Below are 17,066 nucleotides of genomic sequence, written 5' to 3' on the forward strand. Positions count from 1 at the left end.
CGCTCTCACACTGCTTTCCGCACTCGGATCCGTCTCGGCGTCGGCATCACCGCCCCATCCCCTCTCTCCCGGGGACGCCAGGCCAGCGGCGATCGGATCAGCGGCCCGGGCCACCGCCGCCCACGCTCGCACCGTCACCCTGATCACCGGCGACAAGGTGACGGTCACCCCAGGAGCGACGGGAGCACTCCCGTCCCTGAGTGTGCAGCCGCGGCCGGGCGGCAAGGAATCCGTACGGACCGTCACCGACGACTCCGGGACTTACGTCTTTCCCGAGGACGCCGATCCGTACGTCGCCTCCGGCGCACTCGACAAACGGCTCTTCAATGTCACGCAACTCATATCCCAGGGATACGACGACCGGCGCGCGGCCGGACTGCCCCTGATCGTCACGCGTGAAGCGGGGGCGTCGCGGCTCACTCCGGCCGATCTGCCGGGGGTCTCCGTCAAGCGGCACCTGGAGTCCGTCGGTGGTGAGGCGGTGGTCGCGGACCGCTCCAAGGTGACGAACCTGTGGCGTGCCCTGGTCGCCCCACCCGCGGGAAAGGGTGACCGGAAGACGGCCGAGGCACCGTCCTTGTCCGGCGGCATAGAGAAGATCTGGCTGGACGGCAAGGTCGAGGCGGCACTGGCGGACAGCACGGTCCAGATCGGAGCGCCCCAGGTGTGGCAGGAGGGCACCACCGGCGCGGGCGTCAAGGTGGCCGTACTCGACACGGGGATCGACGCGGGTCACCCGGACCTGGAGCAGCGCGTCGTCGGCAGCCGCAGCTTCGTCCCGGGCGAGGAGGTCGCCGACGGCAGCGGTCACGGCACGCACGTGGCGTCCACCATCGCGGGCACGGGCGCCGCGTCGGCCGGCCGAGAGCGAGGGGTCGCCCCGGACGCCGACCTGGTCGTCGGCAAGGTCCTCAACGACAAGGGATCCGGTGAGCAGTCCTGGATCATCGCGGGCATGGAGTGGGCCGCCAAGGCCGAGAAGGCCAAGATCATCAGCATGAGTCTGGGCATGGCCGAGCTGCACACCCAGGACGATCCCACGAGTCAGAGCGTCAACAGGCTCAGCGCGGAGACCGGTGCGCTCTTCGTCATCGCCGCCGGCAACAGCGGCAACGGCGCATACACGGTCAACGCTCCCGGCACGGCGGAGGCCGCCCTGACCGTCGGTGCGGTCGACTCCGCGGACGCCATCGCGCAGTTCTCCAGCAGTGGCCCCCGCGAAGGCGACGAAGGGCTCAAGCCCGAGATCACCGCCCCCGGAGTGGGAATCCTGGCAGCCCGTTCGCAGTACACCGGCGGCGACGGTTACTACACGCTCAAGAACGGCACGTCGATGGCGACTCCCCATGTCGCCGGCGCCGCCGCGCTGCTCGCGCAGAAGCACCCGGACTGGTCGGGGCAGCAACTCAAGGACGCTCTGATGAGCACGAGCAAGATCACTCCGGGTATCACCGCCTATCTCGGCGGAACCGGGCGGGTCGACGCGTCGGCGGCCCACCGCGCGCAGGTCGTCGCCTCCGGCGCCGTGGACGCAGGCCTCATCAAGTGGTCACGGGACCCTCAGCCGATCGAACGCCGCATCACCTACACCAACCACGGCAGCAGCCCCGTGACGCTTCGGCTCACGCTGGACCGCGGCCAGAGCCCCGGCGGCTTCTTCGCCCTGGGCTCCGACCAGATCGTCGTGCCGGCGCACGACAGCGCGTCGGTGAGCCTCGTCATCGACCCGCGCGGGGTCGCCATCGGCGGCTACACCGGCCAGGTCGTCGCACGGGACAGCGACGGCACGGTCGCCGCACATACCGTCCTGAGTGCCAGAACCGAAGCCGAGCGCCATGACCTGACGCTCCGGGCCTTGGACCGCTCCGGCCGGCCCATGGCGGGCATCGTCACACTCGCGGGCTCGAAGGCGGCGGAACGCAGCTACCACTGGGTGCCGGAGACCGGGCTGACGCTGCACCTGCCCCGCGACACCTACTCCGCGATGATGTACAAGGCGGTGCGCGGCGCCCACGGCGCGTACTCCAAGGGCCTGGCACTACTGGGTGACCCCGAGGTCGATCTGACCGATCCCAGGGTGGTCACCTTCGACGCCTCCCAAGCACACCAGGTTCAGGCTCTCACCCCCAAGCCGAGCATGGCGGCGAACACCAGGGTCGAGTACTGGCGCTCGTTCACGACGACGCAGGAACAGTACGGGGACTGGATCGACAGCATGGTGATCGACGCGACCTACGACAGCGTCTGGGCCCAGTCATCACCTGAGAAGGTCGAGCTCGGGGGCTTCGACCTCACCACGAGGTGGCGCGCCCCCCAAACGCCCCTCGCCATCTCCCAGGGCGCACACGAGCTGGACGTTCTTCCTCAGAGCGGCGCCAAGTCCCTCCCGGACGGCACCACGGATCTGGATGCCGTCTTCGCGGGCTCGGGTACGCCCGCCGACTACGCGCAGTTGTCGGCCCGGGGCAAGGTCGCCGTCGTGCGCCACAGCCCCGCCGTCAGCTCGCTGGAGCAGACGCAGGCCGCGCACGCCGCCGGAGTGAAACTGCTCCTCGTCGTCAACGACACGGTCGGGCGGCTCAAGGCGTGGTACGGCGATGACGACTACCGGTCACCCGGGCCGGTGGCGGTCGCGTCGGTGAACAAGGACGACGGTGAGGCACTGATCGCCCGGATCGCCGCCTCCCCTCGGAAGGACCTGCGCCTGCGGGCCACGGCACACCCCGCTCCATCGTACATGTACGACCTGGTCAGCCACCACACGGGTGGCATTCCCCAGGACCTCACCTACCGGCCCGGCGCACACAGCCTGGCGCGGGTGGACGTCGCCTTCGGCCAGAACGAGGGGATCACCGTCAAGGAGACACGTTTCGACGTCCCGCGCTACGCGAGCGGCGTATGGAACTTCTCCCCCGAACCCGTCGCCCGCGGATCGCGCACCGACTGGGTCTCCACGGATGCCGACGTCAAGTGGCAGCAGGAGGTGACCGTCCCGGACATGGTGCGTGAGCTGTCCGAGCAGGTGGCCTATCGCACTCCCGGAACCCACCAGGAGCGGTGGGTCAGCCCCATCCTGCGTCCGCGCATGATTCGTGCCGATCTTCCGTCACGGCAGAACGGCAACGTGCTCTACTTCGCCGCCCCCGCCTGGGCCAGCGGTGGAGCGGCACACTCCGGCGGCAGCAGCGGAAGCGGCCTCTCTCAGCGTACTTCGCTCTACCAGGGCAAGACGCTGGTCTCCGAGACGGACAGCGACACAGGGTACGCAGTGGACCTGTCCCCGAGGCCGCTGCCGTACCGGCTCGTGGTCGACGCCACCAACGGCGCTCCGTCGTTCAGTCGTTACTCCACCAGCACGCACACCGAGTGGTCGTTCGTCTCCGGCGAAGCAGAGAACAAGACCGTTCCGCTGGTGCAGCTCGACTACGGGGTGGACCTTGATGCCGACGGGAGGTCGCGGCGTCTGTCGGACCTGTCGATCACGCCTTCGGTGGCCGGCGCCGGGGCGGCCAAGGTGTCCTCCGCGCGTGTCGAGGTCTCCTACGACGACGGAGTCACGTGGCACCGCCAGAAGACCGTTCACCGCGACGGTTCCTGGAAGACCGTCCTTCTCGCGCCCCGGTCGGCGTCGTTCGTCTCGCTGCGGACCACCGCCACGGATGAGGGGGGAAGCTCGATCAGCCAGACCGTCATCCGCGCCTACGGCCTGAGGTGACGCCTGGACCGGTGCCGCGCTCAGCGCGGCACCGGTCCGACGGGGACGGCGGGGCGTCGAAAGAGCCCTCAGGAGGTGTGCGGGGCCACCAGGCCGGATTCGTAGGCGAGCACCACGAGTTGCGCGCGATCGCGGCAGCGGAGTTTGGTCATGGCCCGGTTGACGTGGGTCTTCGCGGTCAGCGGGCTGATCACCATGTGATCGGCGATCTGCTCGTTGGACAGGCCCTGCGCGACCAGGGCGACGGCCTCGCGTTCGCGGTTGGTCAGCTCTTCGAGTCCGGCGCCGGTACCGGTGCCCGGCGGCCGGGTGACGTACCTGTCGATCAGCTTGCGGGTGATCGAGGGCGCCAGCAGGGCGTCTCCGCGCGCGGCGACCCGTACGGCGTGCAGGAAGTCCTCCGGCACGATGTCCTTGACGAGGAATCCGGCCGCGCCGGCGCGCAGCGCGTCGTAGACGTACTCGTCCAGGCCGTAGTTGGTCAGGATGACGACGTGCACCCCCGCGAGCGCCGGGTCCGCGGCGATGCGCCGGGTGGCCTCGATGCCGTCGAGGACCGGCATCCGGATGTCGATGAGAACGATGTCGGGCAGGTGTTCCCTGACCAGGGCCAGGCCCTGTTCTCCGTCGGAGGCCTCCGCCACCACCACGATGTCGTCCTCGAGGTCGAGGAGCGCGCGGAATCCGCTGCGCAGGAGCGGCTGGTCGTCGACCAGCAGGACGCGGATCACGGCGTCCGGTCCACGGGGAGTTCGGCCTGGACGGTGAAGCCTCCCCCGCCGCGCGGCTCCGCCCTCAACCGGCCACCGAGCGCCGTGACGCGTTCGCGCATACCGAGCAGCCCGACGCCGGGCACCGGGGCGGTGCCCGGCACGGCCTTGCCGTCGTCGTCGATGCGGACCGCGAGGGCGTCCGGACGGCAGTCGATCCGCACCGAGGCCGTGCCGGCGGCGGCATGCCGGGCGACGTTGGTGAGCGACTCCTGAACGATCCGGTAGACGGTCCGGCCCACCGCGGCGGACACGCCGTGCTGCTCGCCCTCGATCGTCAGCGTCGCGTCCAGGCCGATGGCTCGGGCCCGTTCCACGAGTTCCGGGACGTGGCCGAGGCCACGCGGCGGGGCCGTGTCGTCGTCGCGCAGCGCCTCGAGGGTCGCCCGCAGCTCCCTGCTCGCCTCACGTCCGGCCTCCTGGATCGCCAGCAGGGTCTCCGGCACGTGCTCGCCGCTCCTGCGGGCCACGTGGACCGCGACTTCGGCCTGCACCTTGATGATCGAGATCTGGTGGGTGAGCGAATCGTGCAGTTCCCGCGCGATGCGCAACCGCTCGTCGTCGGCGCGGCGCCGCGCGGTCTCCTCGCGGGTGCGCTCGGCCTCGTCCGCTCGCCGCTCGGCCTGCCGCAGCGCCTCCCCCGCGGCTCCGGCGGCGATCAGCCAGGCCAGGTCGAGGGCGCCGCGGGCCTGCGCGAAGGCCTCCCCCGTGTCGTGCAGGGAGATCAGAGCCGCGAGGGGAAGCGCGGCCAGCATGGCCACGCTCGCCGCCACCGTGACGGTGCGGTGCCCCGCCCGTACGGCGGCGTACACGGCGAACAGGTAGGCGACGGCGGGCACATCGAACCCGGCCGCCTGGTAGCCGACGGCGCACAGGCCGGTCACGGCCAGCACGGCCAAGGGCGCGCGGCGGCGCACGGCGAGCCCCAGGCCGCCGATGGTGAGAAGCGCGGAGCCGAGCAGACCGAGGTCGCCTGCCGGGTGCCGCCCGGACAGCCCGGTGGCCAGCAAGGCCGCCGCCACGCCGATGGCGATCACCCAGTCACCGGCACCGGCGGGCACGGTGGGGACACCGAACCGTCCTCTGTCCATGCGCGCACCCTAGCCCGACGCCCGCGCGGGCGAGTCCCGCTCGCGGACGAGCGGCCCGCTACCACGTCCGCAGTACACGCGCGGCGCCTGCGGTGTCGGCGGCAGCGGAGTGCGTCAACGACGGCAGCACGAAGTGACCGCGTCTGCGGGACGCCCCGCGCCGGGTCCGCCGGACATGATCGGGCCACATCCGGTCGTGGGAGACGAAGGAGAACCTCATGTCAGTCCGATCCGCTCTGGCCGCACCGGCTGCTGCGCATGCCTTGGCCCAGCAGGCCGCCACCGCCTCCTACGGCCTGACCCCCGAGCGGGTCTGGGCGAGCACGGCCGCGCTGCTGGCCCTCGTCGGAGCGCTCCTCGGCGCGCTCGCTCTGACCTCGTTCGCGGGCCGTGTCCGCGTCGGCAACGGGCGGGCCCCGGCGATCGCGGCCATGGCGGCCGGACTCGTCTCCGTGGTCAACGGGGGGCTGGTGGTGGTCACCGCCGACGGTGGCCCCGGCACCGGCAACGGAATCGTCGGCGGCTTCGTCGCCGTGGTGATCGGCCTGATCGCGATGGCCCTCGCCCGGCTGGCGCTGATCCGCGCCCGCCGCGCCGCCTGAGCGCGGGGCGGCGGGCGGTAGGCGGCGGGCGGTAGGCGGCGGGCGGTAGGCAGGGCGAACTGTCCGCGGGTACGCCGTCGCCCCGGACGCCGTGTCCGGGGTGTTCCCAGCGTGAGGAACGCGCGGTTCCATGGGCTCGGCCGGGGATCGGCCGAGCCCATGGAACCCGACCGGGGGCGCGTACCGCCCTCGGTCCACTGACGTCCTACGGTGTGATGCGCAGGGCGTCCACCATGCCCACCGAGGTACTGCGGTTGACGATGCGGATGGTGTGCGTTCCCTGGGTCAGTCCGCTGCGTTGCCAGACGGTCTGCTGCACCTGCCGTGCGCCGGAGACCCGCAGGTCCACCGTCGCCTGGAAGGCGCCGTCGAGATAGACGTCGACCGGGCCCATGTCGCCGTTGCGTTCGGAGATGTAGGCGACTCCCGTACCGGTGAAGGTGTACTGGGCCACGGCGTTGACCGTCGTGCTGTGGTGGGTGTCGTCGTTGTAGTCGCCGTAGCCTCGTCCGCTGGTCGCGTGCCAGTTGCTGTCGTATGTCAACTGGCTGTTGTTGACCATGGGGTTGGGGGTCCGGGCCATGCCCAGGGTGGAGGTGGTGCCGCTCAGGGCCTTCTCCCCCTGGTTGGCGGATCCGGTGAGCCGTACGGAGGTGTAGGAGGAGAGCGGCTTGGCGGTGCGCTCCACCACGTACACCTTTCCGGCGGCCGTGGCGAGGTCGAACTCGGTCGCGCTCGTGGTGAGTACGGTCGCGCCGCTGGACGCGTCGCGGACCCTCAGCTGCTGACTCCCCCACGGGTTCACGACCCGCGTCGACTTGCCGTACAGGCTCTTGATGCCGATGTACTTCACCTCGCCGGCCTCACGCTCCGAACTGACCGTGAAACCGCCCTTGGCCAGCAGGGTGAACCGTCCCGTGAAGGAGGAGTCGCTCGGCGCCGCCGGGAAGACCCGGATCTTGTCGTTGTAGGACTGGAGCAGCGACTCGTTGAGGGCCGCGAGGTGCACCCCGAGGTACTCGAAGACGCCGTTGGTGTTGTCGGTCATGCCGTTGGGATAGGTCTGGTACTTGCGGAGCATCGTCTTCATGCCCTGGTACGCCTGGTCGCCCAGCCCCAGCCGGGCCGCCTGCACGGCGTCGTTGGCCCAGACGTTCCCGTACGGGAAGGGGCGTGCGTTGAAGGTGTTCACGGCCTTCTGCTGGTCCGGGTAGCCGATGCCGGTCCGGTCGTAGGGCCAGATGATCTCGGCGGCCACGTTCTCCCCGTTGCGGGTCTGCGCGAGCGGCGGGGTGTGCGGGAGGTAGACGTCCGCGGTGGACGGATAGGCGATCAGGTTGTCCACGATCCGCTGCCACTGCGGCCGCAGGTCGGCGTCCAGGCCCAGGGACTGGGACGCGCTGATCGCGAGGGGGAACAGGGTGCGCACCGCCGCGAGGTCGGTGATCGCGTTCTGCACGTTCCAGTACGTCTCGTGCGCGTGCGAACTCGCCACGTAGTACTTGCCGGACGCGGAGTCGTAGGACAGCTTCGCGGCGTAGAACTTCACCACGTCCCGCATGAAGGGGTACGCGGTGTTCCGCAGGTAGGCGGAGTCGTTGGTGTACGCGTACTGCAGGTACATGTTGTATGCGGCCTCGGTGCCCGTCGACCAGATGTTGTTGGTGAAGTCGCTGTTGACGGTGCCCCGGGCGTTGCCGTCCCAGCCCATGGTCTCCGGCACCCACAGCCCGTCGACGTTGTAGCGCGTCCGGGTGTACGCCTTCAGTGCCGCCGAGTTGCGGCTGTAGAGGCGGTTGAAGCCGGCCAGCAGGTCGACGTGGTTGGAGGCGAGGAAGGAGTTGTAGACGTCCCGCTGGTTCCAGAACCAGTAGGCGTTGCTCCATTTGGTCTGGTCGCGGGTGGCCCGGAACACGCCGTTGATGAAGTGGAACGGATTGGTCCCGTACCCGCCGGCGGCGATCATGTACGTGCTCAGGTAGTAGACGTTCTCCAGGTAGTCCGCGTCCCCGGACAGCCCCGAGTACTGCACGAACGACTTGCCCCAGAAGTCGTGCCACCAGGACCGGAAGTCGCCGAGCGTCGCGCTGTAGCCGCGGCTCTTGGCCGAGGCCAGTGCGCGTTTGGCCTCGGCCACCGAGTCGTGGGAGGGCGCGTTGAGCCGGGTGCTCGCGGTGAACCAGATGGTGTAGCTGCGCGAAGGGGTGATCGACAGCCGGACGTTCCGGCCGTCGACGACGCGTGCGCTGTAGGCCGCGCCCTCCACCGTGGCCGCCAGGGTGTAGCCGAAGTTCTGCGGGTCGGACTGGCCTCGGCTGATTCCGGCGCCCGTGGAGTCGGCGTACGTCGAGACCGTCTTCCAGGTGTTGAGGTCGGGCACGTCACCGCTGTTGCCCAGCTGGGAGACGTCCCACAGGCCGAGGTCGAGGGTGACCGCGGAGACCCCGGAGCGCGAGTCCTCGACGTGCACGCCCATGACCTCGGAGTTGGGCACGCCCATCACCGTCACGGTGCGGTTGGCGTCGTACGTGGTGGTGAGGGTTCCGTCGTAGAGCGACAGGCGTTGCTGGTAGGTGCTGTAGCCGCTCTCGAGCGCCGGGGTCGTGGACAGGTTGAGCAGTCCCGCGCCGAACGCCGTCTGCTGCGAGGTGTCCACACCGGAGACCTGCATGGTCAGCCCGTTGTTCTGCCAGGCCATGGCACCCGTACGGCCGTTGCCGACGGTCAGCCCGTGCAGGGGGTTGGTGGTGGGCCGGTTGTAGACGAGATCGTGCTTGGAGAGGTAGGCGGCGCGATCCACGTTCAGTGCTCCGGTGGCGGAGTCGAACGCGGCGTCCGTCGGTGCCGCGGCGGCCGGGGCCGAGAGGCCGACGGCGGTCGCGGTCATGATGCAGACGGCTGCGAGCGCGGCTCGCACGAGTCTGCGCAGTCTCATCGAATGCCCTCCCTGCTGGTCGTGGGGGTGACGGCCGGTGCCGGACAGCGTGGGGCTGAAACGTGACCGGTCAACGTCGAGTCCGATTGATCGGATGACTTGGCCGGACCGCTTCTTCGATGCACTCGCCTTCCCGCAGCGTACGCAGGCGCGGAGAAGCGGTGCACCGATCGGGACGCATAACGGAATGATCAGAACAGGCCGCCCGAGACTGTCAGTTCTCGAAGCGCCTGAGACAAACGGAGGAACGGCGTGCGGGTACACCACGGCGTCGGCATGGCCGCGTCAGAGGAAGTGAACATCGGATGTATCGACCGGTCAACACTCAGCGCAAAACGTCCGCCCGATGAGGTCCGCCGGACATGCCGCCGTCGACGGTGCGACGCCCGCCCCTTGTGGCGGTGCCTCGCGGCCACGGCGGGGTGGGCGTCCCGACGCGCCGGGCAACCGGACCGGCAGGCTGAACCGGCGCCGCTGGCCCCGCTACGATTCGCCCATGCCTGAGCAGTTGTTCGACCGCACGAGCCGCGGTTGCACAGTCGAGGATCTGGATGCCCGGTTGCGTACGGCGCTTCTGGCCGTGGCCGAGACCGAGTTGCTCGGTGATGCCGCGTCGGCCGCGGTCGCCTGTGTGGAGACCCGCAGTGTGCCCCGACGCCGCCCTGGCGTCTTCGCGCGCTTGCTCGGGGGCGCCCCGCAGCCCGAAACGCTGACGGCTGCCGTGTTGCTGCCGCGGCACCTCTTGGTCTCGGTCACCGACATGCGCACGGGGAAGACCACAGCACATTCCGGGCGGCTCGCCGACATGACCGTCACCGAGGTCGATCCGCGACTGGCCGTCGACACCGGGGTGTCGGTGTTCACCCGCTGGTCGAACCGGTCCGAGGCCGAGTCGATGCACGTCGCGCTCGGCGGTGACCCTGCCGGCGTCTCGTTCAAGGACGCGCTGCGCCACGCCGTCCAGGCGGCACAGAGCGGCTGAGCGGCTGAGCGGCTGAGCGGCTGAGCCGCCTGCGGCAGCCGGTGGGGGGCACCGTCGGCGCTCCCCAAGGCGGGAGCATTTGGATGCGCCACCGCCCCATATTTCGAGTTACCCAATTTCTTGATTCTCGCCGCTCAGGCCGTTATTGCCAATCCAAATGCCCCGCCAAGGGAATCCCAAATGGCAGACTCTTTGCCAATTTCGGCTCGCTCGAAGTAAATTAATCTTATCCTGCACCGCAATGCTCGTTCGACGTTGAGAGTCCGTTCCGGATTCACTCCAAGGTGTACCGACACACTCTCCTGAAAATCTCGGACGGCGGGACGGGATCCGTCCTGAGCTGGGAGGACACCCAGGTTGACGCTTCCTGGGCTCCGTAGCGGATTTCTCGGTGATGCCCTGTTCGGCGGACCTTCGCGGCAAAGCGTGAATGACTTCCGCGTGGCTATCGGCTAGCTTCGGTTCGCGTCAGGAAATTCCCATCACCAAGGGAGGAATGCAGTGAAAGGTCTTGCTCGAGCCGCGGCTACGGTGGCATTGGCAGTATCAGCCATGGGGGTTCCCATGGCAGGTGCGGCGCTGGCCGCCCCCGCGGACTGTTCGGGGTACGGCTGGGACGACGGCCGCGGCAGCCGGGGCCATGACCGCGGAGACCACGGCCGGGGAGGCTACGGCCACGGAGGGTACGGCGGTGGGGGCTATGGCCGGGGAGGCTACGGCCACGGAGGGTACGGCGGTGGAGGTTACGGCCGCGGAGGACACGGCGGCCGGGGCGGGGACTTCAGCTACTTCAGGTTCAGCAACAAGTCGCTCAAGTCTGCGCACGTGAAGGCCCGCAACGAATCGCTCGCGGCCAACGTCGCCTCCCCGCTGGCCGTCGCCCAATCCGCGGCGATCCAGGCCATCAACGTCCGTCAGTAGCTCCCGAAGCCGACCACGGTCCTGGACAACCCTGCCGAGTCAGGGCCCGGTCACACGCGAAGGGATCAATCGACGAAAGCCTGACCGCGGCCGATCCTCACGGGTCGGTCGCGGTCAGGCCCGGCCGAGGTCAACGGTCACGGGCGACCCCAGGCATCACCGGGCCATGAATTCATCCCGGTTTCTGCCACCGCCGCCTGCGCGGTTCATTCCCAGCCCTCCGGAATGACCCGGATCACACCGCATTGCCCTTCGAGAAATAGGAGCATATGCTCTCATTCGTTCCTCGTGTGTGCCCGCCTGCCGCACGCAGGGACGCACGGCGGCTCGTACGGGCGCAACGCCACGCCATCGGGCACCGGCCGCCGCCGCACCCCGTCGCCGGGCGCCCCGCCCCGCCGGCGCCCCTTGATCGCCATCGCAAAAGGAACCGAGTGTGAACCCTTCCCCGATCGAACCGCCCGGCCAGGATGGTCCCGGCATGCCGTCACCGCACTCGGACCAGCCGCCACGCCAGGTCTCCCGGCGAGCTTTCGTCGGCGGCGCGGCAGCCGTCACCGCCGGTCTGGCACTCACCGGTGTCTCCGCTCTGCCCGCCGCGGCCGCTCCGCGGCGGACCCCGAGGGGCTTCGGTTCCGTGTCCGGTGTTCCCGGGCTCCCGGATGGGTTTCGGCGGACGTTCACCAGCCGGATCGTCCAGGCCGGTGGCATACGTCAGCACGCCGTCGTCGGCGGCGACGGGCCGCCCCTGCTCCTGATCCACGGCTGGCCGCAGAACTGGTACGCCTGGCGCATGGTCATGCCGGTGCTGGCGCGGAACCACACGGTCATCGCCGTGGACCAGCGCGGCATCGGGCTGACCGACAAGCCCCGCGACGGTTACGACACCGGCACCCTCGCGAACGATCTGGCCGCGCTGATGGACACCCTCGGCCACGAACGCTTCGCGGTCGTCGGTCATGACACCGGCATGCCGATCGGCTACGCGCTCGCGGCGGACCACCCTCACCGCGTCGAGCGTCTGGCCGTCGCGGAAGCCGTCATTCCCGGTGTGACGCCCTCCCCGCCGCTGCTCGGCCCCGCGAAGGCCAACAACATGCTCTGGCACTTCCCCTTCAACCGGCTCGACGACGTCAACGAGCTCCTGGTGGCGGGCCGGGAGGACGTCTACTTCGGCTGGCAGCTCGACACCAAGGCCGCGCGAAAGCTGCCCGACCACGCCATCCGCTACTACATCGAGTCCCTCACCGCCCACCGCCACGCGCTGGGCGGCAGCTTCGGCTGGTACCGCGACCTCGACACCACGTTCGCGCAGAACGCCGACCGCGTGAGGCGGCACCTGACCATCCCCGTCCTCGCCGTCGGTGGTGCGCAAAGCGTCGGAGAGGGAGTGGCGACCACCATGAAGCTCGCGGCCGACGACGTGCGGTCCCTGGTCATCCCGGGCAGCGGCCACTGGGTTGCCGAGGAGGCCCCTCAGGAACTGCTGGCGGCGCTCACCACTTTCCTGGCCCCTTACCGCGCGGCCGCCGGGGCGGGGAACCGCCGGTAGGCGCCGCAACGATGAGGGTGCCGGGGTTCGGATGCCCCGGCACCCGCCGTTGCTTCAGGAGGCAGTGGTCGTCAAGGGCCCGGTCAGCGTGCGCCGCTGCCGGGCAGCGATGTCACGGTCACCAGGTCACCGGTGAGCAGTCGTACCGTGGCGGAATCCGCCTTCCGCGCTCGACGCATCGCGCCTTTCCTTCCGACCCCCTACCGGTGGAGGCGGACGCGACACCGCCGACCGTCACCACCAGTACGGTCGATGCCGCCGTCGAGAGACGGAACCATGACATCAGTCAGAGACCTTTCATTCAGGGTCAGTTCAGCGGCTGGACGACAGAATCAACGGCGTCCTGGCACAGGTCACCGGTATCCGCATGTCGCGGATGCACGACATCGACGCGGGGTGGCATGCCGGTGGCACGACCCGGCCGGTCGGCGTCTGCCGCGCGGGGCCGGAACACGGCTCCCCGGCGTCCCGACGCCCCGGCCCCGAGGGGCATTCGAGGGCTCGCAAGCCCGCCTTCGTCACCGCGTTCCACCACGCCTGTCACGTCGGCGGGGGCTGTCTCGTCCACTTGACGGAGTGGCAGCAGAGCGGATGCGCGGATCGCGCCGCCCGACTGGACAACGAAGTTGCCGGTCAGCGCACCGATCCACCCGTGACGAGCACAAGAGGGGATGAATCCTCGTGAACACGACCGCGAGGCATGGCGGAGGGTTCATCGCCGGACCCGGTCCGGTCACCACTGCCACGGCACACGGGGTAACCCCATGACGCCAGTGCTGGAGTGCGCGATCTACCTGACGATCGCGGCACTGTACGTCTATGCGGTGGTCGACTGCATCAGGACCCCGGAAGCGCGCATTCGGATGCTGCCCAAGATGGGCTGGCTCGTCGTCATGGCCTTGATGCCGATTCTGGGCGCCATCGTCTGGCGGAACCTGGGCAAGCGGTCCCTGCCTGCCGAGGGCCGGTCGTCCACGGACTGAGTCACCAGAATGGATCTTGCATACGCGCCCACGGCGAAGAAGCCCTGTCAGGGCGCCGACCCCGTTCCGGTGCTCTGATCGGGACGGCTCACTCCGCCACAGGCAGCAGTCGTGAGGGGCGGGCTGCCGCATGATGGATCCGGCAGGTGCCCGGGGAGTCGGGGGCTTCCCAACGCGGATGGGCGTAGGCGGTCACCTGGAGGCGGATCCGACGGCCCGGGCGGAACACGTGGGCCGCACCACAGGTCGATACGGACCTCCTGGGGATCCGTGTCGGCGGAGCCGTCGGTGCGGGCGACGCCGTCGGCGAGATTGATCGACGTGCCGTCCGGGTGGACGTCGCAGAGCCGGCCGGGCCGTCGCTCGTGGTGGTGAGGACCGCGGTCATCCGGCCGGCGACCTCCAGGGAGGCGGTCAGCGCGCGACCGGTCCAGGTCAGCACGTCGTGCCGGGCCTCGATGTCGCGCTGGTCGAAGGGGCCCGCGGGGTACGCGTCGGTCAGCAGGACCGCACCGCCGCGCACCGGCACGGGGTCCCCGGGGTCGTGCACGAAGCAGGCCGGCGACTCGTCCGTGCCGGGCGGCTCGGTCGACAGTGCGCCGGAGGGCGTCGTCCTTGCCGTAGGGGGTGCGTGCCAGCCGGACCGGCCGCGGCCCCGCGCCCGTGGCCGGGCGGCGGACGTCGGCGCGCAGCACGGTGCCGTCGCACATGACGGCCGCGACGTCGCGGTCGGTGGTGGTATCCACGGGTGGGGCAGAGCCTTTCCGGTGGCGGGCGACCGCGGGCGCCCTCAGAAGGCGGTGCGCCGAGGAGAACGTTATCCGCCGACGTTTCGGTCGTTCATCGAGGCGCGCGGTCGCGCTCGCGAGGGGCGCACGCCCCGTTTCAGGGAGCCGACTCGCCCGATCCCCGCGGGATCAGCCGCGTGGAGACGATGACCGTACGGGTCGGCCGCGCCCGGTTCGCGCGCCGTGCGCTGAGGAGCTCGATCGCGGTCCGGCCGATCTCCTCGTCGCCCTGGGCGACGACGGTGACACCGGGGCGCAGCAGGTCGGCGAGGCCGAAGTCGTCGAAGCCGACCAGGGCGATGCCGCCGAAGTCGGCGCCGAGCGCGCGGATGACCGCGACGGTGGTGTTGAAGTTGCCGGTGACCAGGGCCGTGGCGGGGTCGGGCCGGTCGCGCAGGGCGGCCAGTGCGGCGGCCACGCGGGCCGGTTCGACGGGGCCGGGATGCACCATGCCGTCGAGGGTCCCGCCGATCCCGGACAGCGCGTCCCGGAACGCGGTCGCGCGCTCGCGTCCGGTGTGGATCCGCTCGTCGTCGCCGATGTAGCCGATCCGGCGGTGGCCCTGGGCCGTGAGGTGCGCGAACGCCTGGGCTATGCCGCCGCGGTTGTCGGAGAGCACGGTGTCCACGTCCAGGCCCGCGGCCGGACGGTCGAAGGCGACCACGGGCAGGCCCGCGTCGATCTCGGGCTGCAGGTAGTGGTGGTCCTGGGCGATCGGCTCGATGATGATGCCGTCCATGCGGCGCCGGCACATGGACATCACCGCGTCCCGCTCGCGTTCCTCGTCGTCCTCGGTCGACATCGCCACCACGGTGAGGCCGACCGCCCTGGCGGTCTCGTCGATCGCCCGCAGCACCGGGTGCGCGTCGGCGATGTGACGGACCGCCGCGCCTATCGCGCCGGTGCGGCCGCTGCGCAACTGCCGTGCCCGCTCGTCGGGTTGGTAACCGAGCCGGTCGACTGCCGACCGGACCCGCTCGGCGAAGTCCTCGCCGACGGTGGTGTCGCCGTTGACCACGCGCGACACCGTACGCAGTGCCACGCCGGCCTCGCGGGCCACGTCCACCATCGTGGGGCGGCGGGGGTGGTGCGGACCGCTCTTGCCGACGGCGTCAGGACCGGGCACGTGGCTTCCCCTCTCTCGGTTCCCTGTGACCGCTGAGTCCTCGGGGGCGCACAGGAGTTGCCCCGTCCGGGCGGCGCCGGCCGGCGGGTGCGTTCCGGAACCGGCCCGTGATCCTCGGAGGACTTGACTTGCTGTCGGAGAACCCTACTGTACTGGGCGAGACAACGTTATCCCACTGTCGGGACACGGTCGTTCGCCAGGTGCCGCGGGGCGTCACCGGGCGGTACGTCCGGCCTCCCGGGGGTCCGGGTAGCCGTCTCCGGACAACTACACACCCGGAAAGGGACCCGCCATGCCCAGAAGAACGGCCGTCGGCAGGCGCAGCACCGCTCTCCTCGCAGCCGCTGGACTCTCCCTGCTCGCCGCCTGCTCCTCCACCGCCTCCGGCGGGGCCGGCGGCGGCTCCCTGACGTATCTGACGTTCAACACCCCGACCCTGACACCCGCGTTCTGGAAGGACTCGATCGCCAGGGCGCAGAAGGCCGCACCGGGTGTGAGCGTCAAGCAGGTGGTCGCGCCCAGCACCGACCGCGACTCCTACGCCAAGCAGCTGCAGGCCTCTGGCCAGTTCCCGGACCTGCTGCAGTCCATCACCCCCGCGCAGTACACCGAGGCCGGCCTGCTCACGCCGTACGAGCAGTCCTGGATCGACCAGAACTTCCTGCTGCCGCAGGGCAACGCGATCAAGGGCAAGGTCTACATCCCGCCGACCAACTCGCAGATCATCCCGCTGGTCTTCTACAACAAGGAGCTCTTCGAGAAGGCCCGAGTGACCCCGCCGGCCACCTGGAAGCAGTTCCTCGCGGTGTCGGAGAAGCTGAAGGCATCCGGCGTCACCCCCATCGAGCTGGGCGGCAACGACCCGTTCGCCGCAGGGATGCCGCTGACCGGTGCGCTCAGCGCCGACGTGCTCGGCAAGAACCCGCAGTGGATCCAGCAACGCCACGAGGGCAAGGTGAAGTTCACCGACGCCGACGTGGTGGCCGCCGCGACCAAGATGCGCACGCTGGTCGAGAAGGGATACTTCGAGAAGGGCGCGCTCAACGTCAGCTACGCCGACTCCATCAAGGACTTCAACGCCGGCAAGGCCGCCATGTACCCCATGGGCAGCTGGTACCTCGGCTCGATCCCCAAGGACCAGTGGGACACCATCGGCGTCTTCCCCTGGCCGACCGATGACGGGTCGACCGTCGTGCCCTTCGCGGTGGGCGGCTCGATGGCGATCAGCACCAAGGCCAAGGACCAGAAGGGCGCCATGGCCTTCGCCAAGGCGTGGTCGCTCGACGCGGGCAACCTCAAGGCCCTCATCGAGGGCGACGGCGCCTTCCCCATGCTCAAGGACAAGACCCTCGACGACTACGGCGTCAACGTCAGCCCCGCCTTCACCGACTCGTACGCCTTCGTGACCAAGGACAACACCAAGGTCAGCTCGATCGGCTGGGCCACCAACGACGACGCGCTGCCGGGCTCGCTGAACAACGAGTTCTACGCCGCCGCCCAGGCGCTGTTCAACACCGACGATGTCAAGGGCGAGATGGCCAAGCTCGACCAGGCCTGGGACTCCGCGACGAAGTGAGCGGCCAGGCCATCGGCCACCCATG

12 protein-coding genes are annotated in these 17,066 nt (G+C 69.9%); 7 read left to right on the plus strand and 5 right to left on the minus strand.

The genetic code is table 11. From position 1 onward, the window contains the following. Window positions 1–202: 202 nt before the first annotated feature. Window positions 203–3,715 (plus strand): S8 family serine peptidase, encoded by a 3,513-nt coding sequence (locus CHF15_RS24695; protein ID WP_245939022.1) that lies wholly within the window; start codon window positions 203–205, stop codon window positions 3,713–3,715. 68 nt (window positions 3,716–3,783) lie between these two features. On the opposite strand, the gene CHF15_RS24700 is transcribed toward CHF15_RS24695, so the two are convergent. After that, the gene (locus CHF15_RS24700) at window positions 3,784–4,446 is read right to left on the minus strand and encodes a response regulator (protein ID WP_089226066.1); all 663 of its coding nucleotides are present in this window, start codon (window positions 4,444–4,446) and stop codon (window positions 3,784–3,786) included. Continuing rightward, on the minus strand, window positions 4,443–5,576 hold the full coding sequence (locus tag CHF15_RS24705; RefSeq protein ID WP_089226067.1) for a sensor histidine kinase: 1,134 nt from the start codon (window positions 5,574–5,576) through the stop codon (window positions 4,443–4,445). Before CHF15_RS24705 ends, CHF15_RS24700 begins: the two co-directional genes overlap by 4 nt. A gap of 218 nt (window positions 5,577–5,794) precedes the next feature. On the opposite strand from CHF15_RS24705, the gene CHF15_RS24710 reads away from it, so the two are divergent. Next, window positions 5,795–6,178, plus strand: coding sequence for a DUF6223 family protein (locus CHF15_RS24710; RefSeq protein WP_089226068.1), 384 nt, complete (start codon window positions 5,795–5,797; stop codon window positions 6,176–6,178). Between the two features lie 205 nt (window positions 6,179–6,383). Here the strand turns inward: CHF15_RS24710 and CHF15_RS24715 are convergent, their stop codons facing one another. Beyond that, window positions 6,384–9,113, minus strand: a complete 2,730-nt coding sequence (locus tag CHF15_RS24715; protein ID WP_179279946.1) for a glycosyl hydrolase family 95 catalytic domain-containing protein — start codon at window positions 9,111–9,113, stop codon at window positions 6,384–6,386. Window positions 9,114–9,609: 496 nt separating this feature from the next. Here CHF15_RS24715 and CHF15_RS24720 point away from each other — a divergent pair, with 496 nt between their 5' ends. The 4 genes from CHF15_RS24720 (at window position 9,610) to CHF15_RS24735 (ending at window position 13,551) form a co-directional block, all read left to right on the plus strand. Continuing rightward, the gene (locus tag CHF15_RS24720; RefSeq protein WP_089226069.1) at window positions 9,610–10,095 is read left to right on the plus strand and encodes a hypothetical protein; all 486 of its coding nucleotides are present in this window, start codon (window positions 9,610–9,612) and stop codon (window positions 10,093–10,095) included. A 564-nt stretch (window positions 10,096–10,659) separates the two neighbouring features. Continuing rightward, complete coding sequence (locus tag CHF15_RS45045; RefSeq protein ID WP_179279947.1) at window positions 10,660–11,016, plus strand: hypothetical protein; 357 nt, start codon at window positions 10,660–10,662, stop codon at window positions 11,014–11,016. Window positions 11,017–11,497: 481 nt separating this feature from the next. Further along, window positions 11,498–12,568 carry an alpha/beta fold hydrolase gene (locus tag CHF15_RS24730; protein WP_245939023.1) on the plus strand — a complete coding sequence of 357 codons (1,071 nt, stop codon included), beginning with the start codon at window positions 11,498–11,500 and terminating at the stop codon, window positions 12,566–12,568. A 764-nt stretch (window positions 12,569–13,332) separates the two neighbouring features. Then, entirely contained in the window at window positions 13,333–13,551 is a 219-nt protein-coding gene (locus tag CHF15_RS24735) for a PLD nuclease N-terminal domain-containing protein (protein ID WP_179279948.1), read from the plus strand. Window positions 13,552–13,639: 88 nt separating this feature from the next. Here the strand turns inward: CHF15_RS24735 and CHF15_RS24740 are convergent, their stop codons facing one another. Continuing rightward, complete coding sequence (locus CHF15_RS24740) at window positions 13,640–14,101, minus strand: hydrolase CocE/NonD family protein (protein ID WP_220093325.1); 462 nt, start codon at window positions 14,099–14,101, stop codon at window positions 13,640–13,642. 335 nt (window positions 14,102–14,436) lie between these two features. Further along, a complete protein-coding gene (locus CHF15_RS24745) occupies window positions 14,437–15,465 on the minus strand; it encodes a LacI family DNA-binding transcriptional regulator (protein WP_245939024.1) in 1,029 nt (342 codons plus the stop codon). A 292-nt stretch (window positions 15,466–15,757) separates the two neighbouring features. On the opposite strand from CHF15_RS24745, the gene CHF15_RS24750 reads away from it, so the two are divergent. After that, a complete protein-coding gene (locus tag CHF15_RS24750) occupies window positions 15,758–17,041 on the plus strand; it encodes an ABC transporter substrate-binding protein (RefSeq protein ID WP_089226073.1) in 1,284 nt (427 codons plus the stop codon). Window positions 17,042–17,066: the final 25 nt, after the last annotated feature.

The organism is Actinacidiphila glaucinigra (genome assembly GCF_900188405.1).
GTDB classification, from domain to species: Bacteria; Actinomycetota; Actinomycetes; order Streptomycetales; family Streptomycetaceae; genus Actinacidiphila; species Actinacidiphila glaucinigra.